Source organism: Acinetobacter sp. YH12023 (assembly GCF_013420135.1).
Taxonomy (GTDB): domain Bacteria; phylum Pseudomonadota; class Gammaproteobacteria; order Pseudomonadales; family Moraxellaceae; genus Acinetobacter; species Acinetobacter amyesii.
The window spans coordinates 15,691-30,730 of record NZ_VOYU01000004.1 but is presented as its reverse complement, the minus strand read 5'-3'; the positions used below and the strand labels follow the sequence as shown (position 1 = coordinate 30,730).

The following is a 15,040-nucleotide window of genomic DNA, read 5'->3' as shown; positions in this document are numbered from 1 at the left end:
AGGCTGTAAAGGTAATCCATGGCAATACATGTAATTCAGAGTCAAAGAATCGAAGTTTTGGTGGATTGTCTAATCAAAAAATTGAAATCAAATCAGTCGACTAATGCATTATCTGTCTTGCAAGAACGGCATATCGTGGTACCCGATCAAGCCATTGCAGCATGGTTAGAAAAACAAGTTGCTGAAAAAATCAGTATTAGTGCCAATATTAAGCATCATCGTAAAATTTTAGGGTTGCAGTGGAAAGCCTACGATTGGGCCTTGCCGAACAAACAAGACCGTGAGCGAATTAAAGGTATCAACATGCCGCCATTGATTATGCAATGGCGTATTTATAATGCTTTAGCCGGTTTTATTGCCGCTGATAAGTTTGATGCTGCTCAGATTCCGACAGACGTGCAGCCCTTAGTTCAGCGTATTTTTGACAGCACAGCACAACTCTCAGATCGAAAAAAACGTGAGCAAAAGCGCCAAGAAATGTTGTACTGGATCGCTGCTCAAGTCACCCGGCTTTTTACCAACTACATGGCCTTTCGTGGCAGTTGTATTCATACCCCGGATGAAGGTGTTGAGCAATGGATTTGTCCACATTGCGATACCGACTGGCTAAAAGCGTGGAGTCATAACCAGCCATTAAATATTATGCAACTCACAGGTTTGAAACCTGAACAAGCTGATGAATATTTACCGACGCAGGCTCGACAACTAGAGCAGTGGCAGCGTTGGCTGTGGCATCAAGTATTCAAAAAAGATTTTAATGACCGTCAGGAAATAGACAATAAATTTTGGTTTGCCTTGGCGCATGCTGAGCAAAATCGGCAGCAGCAGTTTGATTTGGATGCTGAGGATGATGAACGCGATGATGATGAGCGTCATCAAACCTATAACGGTTTACCTGAACAGATTTTCGTCTTTACTACCTTAGAACTACCACCTGCACAACTCAAATTTTTATATCGTTTGGCGGCGTATACCGAAGTACATTTGTTGTATTTCAACCCATCGCGTGAGTATTGGGCAGACATGGTCGATCCTGTTTGGAAAGATCGTTATAACCTAAAATTGCAACAGCGTTATATTGAACGAAATCCTAATGTCAGCACAGCGCAAATTCAGGCCTATCTGAGTACGACCAATGCGGAATTTCGTGAATCACAGCATTCATTATTGACTCGTTTAGGCAAACGTGCGCGGGATAACTTTGCATTATTGGTGAATATGTCTGGTGGCGAAGGCTGGGAAGATATTTTTCCAGATACTGAGCCGACAACGCTGCTCACTCAAATTCAATATGACATCATGACTCTAGAAGAGCCCGAACAGCATCAATATGCACTCGCGGGTTCAGATGAATCGATTCAATTTCATGTCTGTCATTCTAGCTTGCGTCAGTTAGAAGTTTTACGTGAGCAGTTGGTATATTGGTTGACCGAAGGCTCGGAACAAGAGCCACGCCATCCGAGTGATATCTTGGTATTGGTGCCAAATTTAAAAGAACTGGAACCGCATATTCGGACGGTCTTTTCGACGACTCGAGGCATGGGTCGCAGTGCTGTGGATTTACCTTATATCCCAGTAAAAATTGCAGGAGTGGTTAGTCAAGATATTCAAAATGCATGGAAAGCCTTTGTTGGACGCATTGAAATTAGCCAAGGTCGTTTTACCGCAGAAGATTTTCACGATTGGTTGAATTTGAATGCGGTGCAAGAACTGTATCAGCTCGACCATGTACAAATGGAACGTATGATGGAACTGCTAATTCAAGCCGGTTTCCGTCGTGGTTTAGATGAACAGCACATGTTGGCTTATTTGTCTGAGCAAGACCGAGATTATCGTTATACCTTTAAATTTGCTTTAGACCGTTTGGCGTTAGGGATTGCGATTCCACAGCATGTCGTATTTGAGAATACTTTAAGTTTCGCAGGGGTGCAGAGTAGTGATTTTGAGTTGGTGCAAACCTTAATTCAGATCTATCAAGATATCAGTGTGCGTCGAGATTGGCTTAATCCTAACCTCAGTGCACAGACGGTCAAAGCGTGGTTGCAACAGCTAGATGCAGATTTAAAACCTTTTGTTGAAGCCAGTGGTCGAGCATTTGAAACCATACGCGGTGTGATGCGTGCAATGACACAACGACTGAAAAATGCCCAAAGTGAAAAAGTTGAGTCGCTACCAAATAGCTTTAATTTACCGCTATCTTTATTGCTTAAGGAGATACAACAAGGCATCGATGGTTCTGTCGATCAGATCGAACCAACTGGTTCAGTGACCTTTGCAGACATGGGTAAAATCCGTCAAGTCCCATTTTCACTGGTGGTGTTGTTGAACATGGATAGTGGAAAATTCCCACGTCGTGATCAGAAAGTACCTTTTGATTTAATGGATGTGTTTAAGCCAGTATTGGGTGATCGCTCACGTTTGGAAGATGATAAAGGTGCATTTTTAGATGCCTTGTTATTTGCCCGAAAGTCCTTATGGATTTTCTATAATGGCTTTGATATCAATGGAGGTGAAAGTCGTGAACCATCATCTGTCATTTATGAGTTTAGCCAATTCCTCGCTCGAATGATTCAACCCCAGCAGTTAGATCAGCCACATGATGCCATGTTGGATTTGGATGGGTTACGAATTCCAGAGCAACTCGAACCGCTCTATCATATTTATCCTTTGCAGCCATTTGACCCGACAGGATTTCAGCAGTCGAAAAACGTACGATATAAAGATCAATGGTTTGCTGTGGCGGAACATATTTTAAATCAGTCTGGACAACGCCAACCCTGGATTAACCTTGATTATCCAGTGCATGATACACAAGAAGTAAGGGTGTTAGATGGTCAGGAATGGATTAAAGATGTGGTATTCCCAGCTCGGGCATATTTGAAAACGCTTGGTGTGGCCAGTGTGTATACCGGTGATCAGTTACCACAGAAAGAGCCTTTATTACTTGACCGTTTACAGCAATACCATGTCCGTGAATTATTGCAAAAGCATTATGTGCAGCCTGCATCTCGTGTCAATCAAGCTGAGGATCAGAACTCCACGACTCCATCTGAACCAGACATGGCCTTGTTCCAAGATGTACTGCCTGTGGGACATAGCCAAATAGCAACGTGGAAGCTCAGTTTGCAAGAGCAGACACAATTGTTAGCACGTTTAGATGGACGTTGTGTAACTGCGACCACTTTACAAAACTTACAGCTTGAACCGCATTTGATACTGAGCATCACCGTGCCTGAAGACCGTCAGAGTATGCATTGGTTAAGCTGTATGGCATCTGGGGCAAAGCCTAAACGTCAGACACAAACTTGGCTCGAATATCTACTGTGGTTGAGCTATTTAGACTTAGGTGATGAGGGGGCTGCATATCGTCGTGAAGTGATTTGTAATGATAAAAGTATAGTTTGTTGTGGTTTAAGCTCCGCACAAGCCAAGCTACAGCTCAGTGAATGGCTGGCGATGTGGAAACATGCACAAAAACGTCCTGTGGTGCTGCCTGCTGCCTTAATTCGCCAAGAAAAATGCACTTGGGTGGAAAATGAAACAGGCCAACTCATGCCAGATAATTTTGCAAAACTTCAAGAGGAATGGTTGAAAAATCATAGTTTTGGTGGTGTGGAGTTGGAGTCGAATGAAGCCAATAGCCACCATCGTGATTGGAGCTTTATTTTACAGCAACAAGCGGCAGATGAGCTTCTGGCATTGTCCTGTCGTTATTATGCAGAACGTTTATATCATGTGATGGATACCGAGGCGGATGACGGCCTAAAAAAACTCAATGTCATCAAGCCTGAGGTGAAAAAATGAACAAGCCACAGCAAACAATGAAAATGTCCACCAACCCGATTGCAGACATGAGCTTTACGGGACTGCATTGGATTGAAGCTTCTGCGGGTACTGGTAAAACCTATACGCTTTCCAGTCTGATGGTGCGGATTTTTCTCGATCGCTATATGCCGAATCAGGTCATTGCCACTACCTTTACACGTAAGGCTACAGCGGAACTCAAAGCGCGGGTTCGACTGCGGATTGAAGAAACCCGTGACTTTATTTATAGCCTGTTAGCGGCACCTCAAGATGAGTTGGCCGAACTTCAGCAGAGTTTGAGTGACCCTTTGTATCAGCAGGTGTTGAAAGATCATGGGCATCATTTAGATTATGCCTACAATCGGCTGAACGTGGTCTTACAACAATATGAAGAACTCTTTGTCGGAACTTTAGACAGCTTTAGTCAAAAGTTATTACGTGAATTTGCCTTTGAAAGTGGTCGTATTGAACAGGTGCAAATCAGTGAAGATGAAGATCTACATATTGAACGTATTATTCATGATTTATTAAGAGATTGGATTCAGCAGCAGCCTGCGCATTTGATTGAATATTTGCTGTTGAATCATCAGTTGAAAGGCCCTGAATACTATCTGGGCGTGGTAAAGGAAAGTCTAAACTTCCCATCGGTGGATTTACGTGTCCCTGAATTACCCGAAAATGCTTTGGCACATTTTGAGGCGATGTGTCATCAGCTTGCGCAAATGCTGCCTGCTGCTCGTGTAGAACTTGCAGCGTGTTTTGATGCCGCAAGTCATTATAAGAACCTTGTCGACGCTCGACGTTTTAATAAAGGGGCATTCTTTGTCACCTTTAACACACGCATTCCCGAGTTTTTACAGCACTTTGAAGCTGCGGGTAGCCAAGGGGTTCTGACTCAGTCCGACGTGTTACAACCCACGATGAAAGCCATTCGTTCATTGTTTTATGATCCGAATAAAACTGAATTCAAGCCACGTGTATTTAAAGACAAAGTCATTGAAGAGCAGCCAGATGTCTCAAAAGAATTTTATCAACATGCTTTTGTTCAACAACTCCGAGCGGTGCTCAATGCTTATGAACATATCAATCAAGCAGAACAATTTCTAAACTTTTATTTGGCACAGGAAGTCAAAAAGCGTTTACCTCAAGTGTTGTCCCACGCTGGCGAAACCACCTTTTCACAACAAATTAGGACCTTATCGGAAGCCTTACAGCAAAGCTCAGCAGCAGGGAAAGACAGTTTTGCCGCTCATGTTTTGGCAAGATATCCACTGATTTTAGTCGATGAATTTCAAGACACCAACCAAGATCAAGATGACATGCTATCCAGTATTTGGCGGGTCAAGGAGCGCTTACATCAGGGTTGTATGATTATGGTCGGCGACCCCAAACAGGCGATTTATGGGTTCCGTGGCGGTGACATGCTGACCTATCGTAAAGCGCGTCATGATATTCAAACCAAGGGTGGGCGTTGTTATACCTTGAACAAAAACCATCGTTCAGTCAAAAATTTGGTTGAAGTGGTGGATGCCTTGTTTCATCGGCAAATGGATTTTGGTGAGCATGTTGAATACACCCCAATTCAAGCAGGTGAGCGCGAGCATCCTCCGTTGATTGATCATGATCAAGTCAATCCACAACCGCTGCGTTGGTTGGCTTTGGATGAAACGCTAAATGAAGCTGAACAAGTAGCTTGGCAGATTCAGTCCTTGCTCAACCAAGCTCAGCAAGGACATTTATATTTTCAAGACAACAATACCCAGCGAGCACTGACAGCAAACGATATTGCGGTCTTGGGGCAAAACCATTTCGACTTAGAGCAAGTGCAACAATGTTTATTGCAGCTGGGCGTTCCTTGTTATAAAGCCTCTCGGGACAGTGTCTATAAAAGTTCCGTCGCACAAGATGTTGCCGCTTTGCTGACCGCAATTTTAAATCCTTATCAAGAAGCCAAGGTGAAACGTGCGCTGCTGAGCCGTTTATTGGGTTTTGATCTGAAACAACTGGTCGCACTCGAACAGCAGGCAGATGGACTGAGCGAAATTATCGAAAAACTCGAACAGATCCGACAAATTTGGAATGAGCAAGGATTCCGCAGTGCGTGGAATAGCTGCATGACGGTCTTTCAGGTGTGGACGCGTTTGGTGGCTGGGCAAAGTCGAGATAATGAACGCACAGTGGTGAATTTACGCCATATCGCAGAATTATTAAGTCAGCAAAGTGAACATTACACAGGTGCACATAAGCTTTATCAATGGTTTATTCGCCAAATCAATTTAGGCATCAATAATGAAAGCACCCAAGAGCGAAAATTGACTGGGCAATTGGGGGTGCAATTGATGACGATCCATGCATCCAAAGGCTTAGAGTTTGGTTGTGTATTTTTATTGGGAGCAAATGCCGGCTTAAGTGAAAAAGGCAATTTGAATTTTTCCCTTAAAGACAATCAGCAAAAAAGCCTTGGGTTAGAACGTGTGATTGCTGTGAAGTCTTCTGATTTACCCGAAGATGATATTCAACAAAATGAAGCACGCAATGAAGCAGAGCACCATCGTTTGTGGTACGTGGCGTTGACCCGTGCCAGTTATCGTGTCTATGCCGTGCTACGTCATCATGAAGTAGAAAAGAAACAAATGGCAGAAGCGCGTTCAGGACTGACTTTTTGGCGTGGAAGCGAACCTGATCTGTTCCAACATGCAGAAAGTGTGGATGCTGATGTTTTGCGTGCAGCACCACCAATTTTGACTCAGACTCAGGTTGAAACTGTTGTATTAGACGCGGAAGAAATTCCCAACAGCCATTTTTATCCACGGGAAACCACCAGTTTTACCGCGCTCACGCGTACGGCACATAAGACACATATACAACGTGACCAACTGGCAGCGGTCATGACCGAGCCAGAAGACAGTGCTGCCGATGAAGTTGAACAGCTTGAAATCGTTGAAGCAGAAACGGCAGAGAAAATAAGCTGGATTAAACGGCATTTTCCAAAGGGAACCAAGCCCGGAAGTTTCTTGCACAAGTTGATGGAAAAAGTTCGATTTAGCACTCCAGAAGATAAGTTGGCCAAAGCCATCGCATCGCGCTTTCACAGTGATGTTGAGTTTGATTCGCCGCAAATATTGCAAAATTTGATTAAACAGTTTGGGCAAACGGCGAACCCTGAACAAGATGAAGCTGAACTGATTGAAGAAATGCAGGAATGGTACAGTCAAATCATTCATACACCGTTGCATGATGGTTTTAGGCTGCATCAGTTAAACGATGGTGAATACCGTTCAGAAATGGACTTTCATTTAAGTATGGCGGATCGTGCATTGGCAATACGTAAAATACGCATGCTATTTGAAAGCCTAAATGAGCCAGATTTACAGATACAAGATTTGAATGATGTGTTTACGGCACGCTATCTGACGGGGTCGATTGACTTGGTATATTATGATGGTCAGCGTTATCACATTGCCGATTATAAAAGTAATTTCTTAGGCGATCAGACCGCACATTATAATCATGCCTATATTCGAGAAAGTATGAGTCATTCTAGTTACTGGTTGCAGGCTGCTTTATATTTGGTGGCCCTACATCGTTATTTGAAAGCCGTGATGAAAGACTATGACATGACGCAGCATTTGGGTGGGGCGAGTTATTTATATCTTCGCGGTATGGATGGACAGTCCGATCGTGGAGTATATCACTGGAAGCCGGCGGATACATTCATTCAAAACCTCGATGCAATATTGAGCGAAAAGGTTGTGGCTAAAACGTGAATAAGCACGAAAAAGATAAAAATATTTACGCTGAAACAGTAAGTTGCATTGTGGATAAGTTTGAGGATAACTGTGTGGAAAATGATCAAAAAGCCTTGTCAGCACAGCCTTTGCACGCGGGACAAGAAAATACTGTAGAAACGCAGGTTTTAGTTCCCCAAAATACCCAAGAAAAAGCTGATTTAGATGAGGTTTTGCCGGATTGGATTGACTATTTAATCCAACATTATTTACCCAATCAGGCCAGTCATCCTGCTGCAAATCAGTTAATTCAACAATTGATGCAAGCCGTGGAAAAAGGCGATAGTTGTATTTTGGCCGAAGATGCGCAGATTCAATGTTTGGCTCAGATGGTTCAGCACGAGCAAGCTGAAAAAACACCTGTTGCGCCTTTTATTTTTGATTCACAGCGACTGTATCTCTATCGCTATTGGGCATTAGAAAATGCTTTGGCTAAGCAAGTCGCACGTCTAAAGCAGCAAACCGAGCAAGATCTCAATCAAATGCAGACGCTTAATATTGAAAAGGATTTACTGACCGATCCTCATCAGATCCAAGCACTGCACATGGTGTGTCAGCACAATTTTAATATCATTACCGGTGGGCCTGGGACAGGTAAAACCTATACCTTGGCTCGGATTATTGCCGTGTTGAATGAGCAAAATCCAAATTTAAGAATTGCGATGGCAGCGCCGACAGGAAAAGCGGCGCAGCGAATGGAGGAAGCCTTACAAGCAGCGTTTAAAGATCCTGCATTGCAGCATTATTCGATTATTCACAAACATTTGAAACCCGTGACTTTGCATCGTCTATTGGGATTAGGGACGCGCGCTATCCCGCGGTTTAATGAACGTCAATGCTTACCCTATGACGTCATTGTGGTCGATGAAGCCTCTATGTTGGACTTAAGTTTGGCGCAGATGCTATTCGCGGCGATCCCTCAACACAGCAAGCTGATTCTCTTAGGGGATGCAGAACAGTTGGCTTCGGTCGATGTTGGCGCTGTTTTGGCCAATCTTCAGGATGTCGATGCCTTACAAGCCAACCGTACCCATTTACAGACCAGCCGCCGTTTTGTACAGGGTGCAGCCATTGGTGAGTTTGCTCGTTTTATTCAACAACAAGAACAACAGCAAACAACCACAGAAGTTCTGGTGAAATTCGAACATCAGGTGGTATCTGCATCCGAACTTCAGCCGATTCAACTGACACCGAATATGAGCGATGTGATTCAGTTGCAATATCTCCCCGAAGCCACGAACAGTGCGGCACATTGGGCAAAATATTATGATCAACTGATGTATGGTTTTCAGCCCTATGTGGCATGGTTAAAACAATGGCCAGAGCAACCCGCTGAATATACAGATTGGTTAGCCCAATTGATTCGCTATTTTGATGATTATCGGATTCTATCGGCCATTCGACATGGAAAATTAGGCTTACACGAACTCAATCAGCAGATTGAACTACGGGTCTTAAATGCCTTGGGTGTGTTGAAACAAGGGGATTGGTATGTCGGTCGTCCAGTCATGATGACCTATAACGATTATCAACTTGGACTATCAAATGGTGATATCGGGATTTGCTTAAAACGACCGATGACGGAAAAGTCGCAGTTTGAGGTTTATTTTCCAAGTTTGGATAAATGGGTTGTGGCAACACGGCTACCTAAAAGTATAGAAACCGCCTATGCCTTGACCATACATAAGTCTCAAGGTTCTGAATTTACCCATACGGCGGTAGTTTTGGAAAATCATGCAACTGAAATGATGAGTAAAGAGCTGATTTATACTGCTATCACTCGTGCAAAAAAAGTGGTGAGTTTACTTGTTGCAAAAGATGCATTGGCAAAAGCGCTTATAAAAAGAACAGCACGAGTTAGTGGTTTGTTAGAAAAAATTAACAATCACCTATCTTTGTAAAGCCTGGGAAAAATGTACCGTATTTTGTAAGAAATAGCTTACATTGATTCAGGAGATTTGCGCATAGAGCTTCTTAGAGCTTTTTGAGAAGATGACTTCACAGAAAAAGAACTCAACACGGATGGTTGAGTAAAATCGCAAAAGTATAAGAATAACGTCAAAAGACAGCGAACTTACAGTGAAGTAAGGAAATAGGAAACTTACAGCCGCTAAGCCTTGTAGTTTTGGGAGAGACTACAAGGCTTTTTTATGTATAGAAAATAAGAAATGCCTATATGCTGTAACAGAAAAGAAATAGAGCTTAACCGATGTACGAAAAAGCTTACATATAGATACGAAAAATACGACTTTTATCTAACAGCCGTTGTGGCAAAATCTACCACATAAGGAAGTGCAAGTTAAAACATGGAATGTTTGACATAAGGACGCGGAAAAGCGCCACATAAAACAATAAATAATAAAACAATAACTAAAAAAGAAGAAACTACAGCGCAAAAAAGCCCGAGCCTAGCTCGGGCTTTTTTTTAATTATTCCAGTTTGAGTTTTGTATCCTAAATATCGAGTGGCAAAATGTATCAAAAATAAGTTTAAAATTCATTCAATAATCTGGAATTCAATGTGTTGAAAATATGCAGTTTTGTGTCGTATAGAGTGTCGAAGCATATAAAAAATTTATAATGGAATCGAGAGGAAAAATAAGGCGTTATTGTCATTAAGAAAACCTGACGAAGTCGGCTATCTCTTTTTGCAATTAAGACGATTTTCCCTTAATATAATGCACTTGCTGTAGTGATGCACGGCAGTCAGCTGATTTATCGGTTGATTCGTATCAAAAGTTAACTTTATAAGCATCTCGGAGAAATCGAATGGCTTTAACAAACGCAGATCGCGCAGAGATCATTGCAAAATTCGCTCGCGCTGAAAACGACACTGGTTCACCAGAAGTTCAAGTAGCTCTTTTAACTGCTCAAATCAATGATTTACAAGGTCACTTCAAAGAGCACAAACACGACCACCATAGCCGTCGCGGTCTTATTCGTATGGTTAACCAACGTCGTAAGCTTCTTGACTACCTTAAAGGTAAAGACGCTACTCGTTACAGCGCATTGATTGCTGCTTTAGGCTTACGTCGTTAATTCGATTTAAACTTTTATTTTCGGACTATTGCATGCTAAGTGCCGTATTACTGAAAACTAAAGTCTATCCAACCTTGGTTGGATAATGGGGAAGGGGCGATGATTCGCTCCTTCTTTGTGTCTTAAATTAGTATTTTAAATTAATGTTTTTAATCTCTAGTGAGGTCGGCTTCTAAGCTTTGTCATTTATGTTACAGCGTTTGGGGCGTTGAATGAATGCCAAACCTTAGGGGTCTCCACTAGAATAAAATCAGGAAAAAATAAAACATGTCGATGTTTAATATTATTCGTAAAGAATTCCAATATGGTCAGCATCAAGTTGTCCTAGAAACAGGTCGTATTGCGCGTCAAGCGAATACTGTGATCATCACTATGGGTGGTGTACAAGTTCTTGTTGCTGTTGTTGCTCAGCCAACAGCGAAAGCAGGTCAAGACTTCTTCCCATTGACTGTTAACTACCAAGAAAAACAATATGCTGCAGGTCGTATTCCGGGTGGTTATGGTAAACGTGAAGGCCGTGCGTCTGAAGCTGAAACGCTTATTTCACGCTTAATTGACCGTCCAATTCGTCCATTGTTCCCAGAAGGTTACTACAACGAAATCCAAGTGACTGCGACTGTTATTTCTTCTGATAAGACAATGGAAGCTGACATTGCTGCAATGTTAGGTACTTCAGCTGCTCTTGCAATTGCGGGTACACCTTTCCGTGGTCCAATCGGTGGTGCACGCGTTGGTTTAATCAACGGTGAATACATCCTAAACCCGAACCACGAACAGCTAAAAGAATCTGACCTTGACCTTGTGGTTGCAGGTACAGAATCTGCGGTATTGATGGTTGAATCAGAAGCGAAAGAACTTTCTGAAGACCAAATGCTTGGCGCTGTATTGTTCGGTCATGACGAAATGCAAATCGCGATCCAAGCGATTAAAGAATTTGCTGCAGCTGCTGGTGCAACAGAGTCTACTTGGACTGCACCTGCGAAAAACGAAGACCTTCGTGCGAAATTAAAAGAAGCGTTTGAAGCGAAAATCTCTGAAGCATACACAATCGCGGTTAAACACGATCGTTATGCAGCACTTGATGCGCTTCAAGCTGAAGCTGTTGCTCAATTCGTTCCAGAAGAAGACGTTGATGGTATCGCTGACGACTTAGCTGAATTATTCGAAGACCTTAAATACCGTACAGTACGTGACAACATCTTGTCAGGTAAGCCACGTATTGATGGCCGTGATACGAAAACAGTTCGTGCGCTTGACGTACAAGTTGGTGTATTAGACCGTGCTCACGGTTCTGCATTATTTACACGTGGTGAAACTCAGGCGTTGGTAACAACAACTTTGGGTAATACACGTGATGCGTTAATGGTGGATACATTAGCAGGTACGAAAACTGACAACTTCATGTTGCACTACAACTTCCCTGCATACTCTGTAGGTGAAACTGGTCGTGAATCTGGTCCTAAACGTCGTGAAATCGGTCATGGTCGTCTAGCGCGTCGTGGTGTACAAGCTGTTCTTCCTGCAGCTGACCGCTTCCCGTACGTGATTCGTATCGTATCTGATATTACTGAATCAAACGGTTCATCTTCAATGGCGTCTGTATGTGGTGCTTCTTTATCACTTATGGATGCTGGTGTGCCAATTAAAGCGCCAGTTGCTGGTATTGCGATGGGTCTTGTGAAAGAAGGCGAACGTTTCGCAGTGCTTTCTGACATCTTGGGTGATGAAGACCACCTTGGTGATATGGACTTTAAAGTAGCCGGTTCTGCAAACGGTATTACTGCACTTCAAATGGATATCAAAATCGAAGGTATCACTGAAGAAATCATGGAAGTTGCATTAAACCAAGCGTATGCAGGTCGTATGCACATCTTAAATGCAATGAACCAAGTGATTTCCCGTGCTCGTCCTGAAATTTCAATGCATGCACCTACATTCCAAGTGATCAACATCAACCCTGATAAGATCCGTGACGTGATTGGTAAAGGCGGTGCAACAATCCGTCAAATCACTGAAGAAACCAAAGCGGCAATTGATATCGAAGACAACGGTACAGTTCGCGTATTTGGTGAAACTAAAGCGGCTGCATCTGCTGCTGTTGCGAAAATCCAAGCGCTTACTGCTGAAATCGAACCAGGTACAATCTACACTGGTAAAGTGATTCGTATCGTTGAATTTGGTGCGTTTGTAAACATCCTTCCAGGTACTGATGGTTTACTTCACATCTCTCAAATTTCTAACGAACGCATTGCGAACGTTTCAGACGTATTGTCTGAAGGTCAAGAAATCAAAGTACAAGTTGCCGATGTCGACAACCGTGGTCGTATCAAATTAACCATGAAAGACATCGAACAAGCTTAATGGTTTGTTGATTCACAGGGTTACGGCTCTGTGAATGGATTCTAAAAAGCCTTGAGTGTAGTCAGAGTATGAACTTTGACTTGCTCAAGGCTTTTTTTATGGCATCATGCAAAAAGTAAACACAATAATAAATGAGATATGCAAACCTATTATTTTTTTCAGCATCCAACAGCCGCGCATATCTATGTGCAAGACCAAGCGCAATGTGAGCATCATCCTGAACTTGAGCCTGAGTTTATTTGGATTGATTGTACCCGTGAAGATGTCGTCAACCGCCCAGAGCAGTGGCAGAGTGATATTTTTCAGGCATCAGATCTACGGATCAATGAATACCATCTGCGGGATATTTTAAATTTAGAGCATCCGTGTGCCTTTGACACACTCGATGATTATGATTTATTAATTTTTAGAAAAATGGTCACACCCGATGACCAAATTGTTGCAGGTGCAGAAGCTCTTGAAAAGCATGAGCGGGTCTTTGGTTTGGCGACCACCCCGATCAGTTTTTTGATCACGCCCCAAGTGCTGATCACGGTGCGCGAAAAAGGCAACAAAGCCATTGAAAGTTATATCCAACGGATTGAAACTTTAATTTCTCGTCCGATTGATGAACAAAATAAACCACGAAAATTAGCCATTACACCCTTAGATTTGGCATTACGCTTACTGAATAATATGGTAGATGGATACTTGGATTTACGTGTTCCTTTGACCCGCCGTGTCGAGTTTTGGCAGCGAGAATTGCTGCAAGGCCATCGACGTTTTACCAAGTGGCATCAGTTGTTGCAGGAAAATATGGCCTTTCAGCAAGTGGAAAATTTGTGTGAAGAGCAAATTGAAGCTTTACAAGAACTGCGTGATGAAGTTGTGGATAATTACCCACATTTGAAAGGCAAAAAGCGCAGTGAAAAGCAGGATATCATGCTGGTTCGGGTAGATGATTTAACCAGCCATATCGAACGCATTCAAAAACACACCACACGATTACGCAGTGCTGTGCAGGCCGCCATTGATCTGCATTTTTCAGCCGTTGCTAACCAAACCAATGAAAATATGCGGATTCTGGCGATTATTACGGCAATTTTCGCACCATTAACCTTATTAACCGGTATATACGGTATGAACTTTGAGTTTATTCCGGGACTCAAATCGCCAACCGGTTTTTGGATCATGCTCGGCATCATGCTGATGACCACGATTTTACTACTGTATTATTTTTATCGACGGCATTTGGTCGGGCGCGGTGAAAAAAGCGTGATTGATATGTTGGCACAGCAGCACGGCGATCAACACATGAATCTGTTTTGGTTTATGGATTATGAACCAATCAAACAGACGGTGAAGGGCACAGTCAAAGGTACGGTTAAAACCATGAAAGAAATTGAGAAGCTGACGAAACTCAAATAGTTCGCGTCAGTTTCTCTGATGGGTGGGTTTAGTTGCTAATCATTACGAATCCATGTGGTACTACGTCCGAGTGCAGACACGCCAATATAGCCGCGCATGGTTAAACGTTTGCCATTTGCACTCAGCTTGCCTTTGCCTTTATAGATATTGCCCGAGAGGGGATCCAGCACGTTTCCATTGCTATATTGATTTGGATATTGTGGGTCTGGTTTAAATTCTTTGATAATTTCGGAACCTATCAAAACCCATTTTTGAGTTTGCCATTACATTTTAAGCATACTTCAACCAAGGGTTTGTACGGCAATGGGCATATTGCAGTGAGTGTTCCACTATACGTCCCGTCGGCATTTTTAACGACGGTGACATCGCCGCGTGAATATTCTGTTTGGTCATCAATTGTTTTCCAAACACTGGTCATATCATTGGCATGTAACAGAGCGCTGAAACTGAGTAATGCTCCAAATAGCACATGATGTATTTGCATGATGAATCCTTTGTCATGATTTTATTGTTTTTTAAAAATCTGCAGTACAACGCGATTTGACCGATCCTTATGGTCTTAGTAATTCAATTGCGTAGCCTCGTGGGTTGTACTGCGAACGACATGCATCGTGCAAAATCCCCTATACATGAATCGATATC

The 15,040-nt window shown here is 42.7% G+C and carries 8 protein-coding genes; 6 read left to right on the top strand and 2 right to left on the bottom strand.

What is annotated here, in order from left to right:
- The first annotated feature begins 18 nt into the window (after window positions 1-18).
- The 6 genes from FTT92_RS05410 to FTT92_RS05385 all read left to right on the top strand — a co-directional run bounded on the left by FTT92_RS05410 (window position 19) and on the right by FTT92_RS05385 (window position 14,398).
- A complete protein-coding gene (locus FTT92_RS05410; RefSeq protein ID WP_180171620.1) occupies window positions 19-3,804 on the top strand; it encodes an exodeoxyribonuclease V subunit gamma in 3,786 nt (1,261 codons plus the stop codon).
- On the top strand, window positions 3,801-7,571 hold the full coding sequence (locus FTT92_RS05405) for a UvrD-helicase domain-containing protein (protein ID WP_180171619.1): 3,771 nt from the start codon (window positions 3,801-3,803) through the stop codon (window positions 7,569-7,571). The genes FTT92_RS05410 and FTT92_RS05405 overlap by 4 nt, the downstream gene beginning before the upstream one ends.
- 194 nt (window positions 7,572-7,765) lie before the next feature.
- Window positions 7,766-9,493: an exodeoxyribonuclease V subunit alpha gene (recD, locus tag FTT92_RS05400; protein ID WP_257231617.1), complete on the top strand. Its 1,728-nt coding sequence runs from the start codon at window positions 7,766-7,768 to the stop codon at window positions 9,491-9,493.
- An 867-nt stretch (window positions 9,494-10,360) separates the two neighbouring features.
- Window positions 10,361-10,630 (top strand): 30S ribosomal protein S15, encoded by a 270-nt coding sequence (gene rpsO / locus FTT92_RS05395; protein WP_067761248.1) that lies wholly within the window; start codon window positions 10,361-10,363, stop codon window positions 10,628-10,630.
- 273 nt (window positions 10,631-10,903) lie between these two features.
- A complete protein-coding gene (gene pnp / locus FTT92_RS05390) occupies window positions 10,904-12,991 on the top strand; it encodes a polyribonucleotide nucleotidyltransferase (RefSeq protein WP_180092946.1) in 2,088 nt (695 codons plus the stop codon).
- Between the two features lie 138 nt (window positions 12,992-13,129).
- On the top strand, window positions 13,130-14,398 hold the full coding sequence (locus FTT92_RS05385) for a magnesium transporter CorA family protein (RefSeq protein WP_180171618.1): 1,269 nt from the start codon (window positions 13,130-13,132) through the stop codon (window positions 14,396-14,398).
- A gap of 35 nt (window positions 14,399-14,433) precedes the next feature.
- Here the strand turns inward: FTT92_RS05385 and FTT92_RS16700 are convergent, their stop codons facing one another.
- Window positions 14,434-14,640, bottom strand: a complete 207-nt coding sequence (locus FTT92_RS16700; protein ID WP_249748506.1) for a DUF2147 domain-containing protein — start codon at window positions 14,638-14,640, stop codon at window positions 14,434-14,436.
- Window positions 14,637-14,882, bottom strand: a complete 246-nt coding sequence (locus FTT92_RS16695; protein ID WP_257231603.1) for a hypothetical protein — start codon at window positions 14,880-14,882, stop codon at window positions 14,637-14,639. Before FTT92_RS16695 ends, FTT92_RS16700 begins: the two co-directional genes overlap by 4 nt.
- Window positions 14,883-15,040: the final 158 nt, after the last annotated feature.

Bases quoted from the DNA above. Each gene is read 5' to 3' on its own strand.
- FTT92_RS16695 (WP_257231603.1), bottom strand. From the start codon at position 14,882: ATGCAAATACATCATGTGCTATTTGGAGCATTACTCAGTTTCAGCGCT.
- rpsO (WP_067761248.1), top strand. From the start codon at position 10,361: ATGGCTTTAACAAACGCAGATCGCGCAGAGATCATTGCAAAATTCGCT.
- pnp (WP_180092946.1), top strand. From the start codon at position 10,904: ATGTTTAATATTATTCGTAAAGAATTCCAATATGGTCAGCATCAAGTT.
- FTT92_RS05410 (WP_180171620.1), top strand. From the start codon at position 19: ATGGCAATACATGTAATTCAGAGTCAAAGAATCGAAGTTTTGGTGGAT.
- FTT92_RS05385 (WP_180171618.1), top strand. From the start codon at position 13,130: ATGCAAACCTATTATTTTTTTCAGCATCCAACAGCCGCGCATATCTAT.
- FTT92_RS05405 (WP_180171619.1), top strand. From the start codon at position 3,801: ATGAACAAGCCACAGCAAACAATGAAAATGTCCACCAACCCGATTGCA.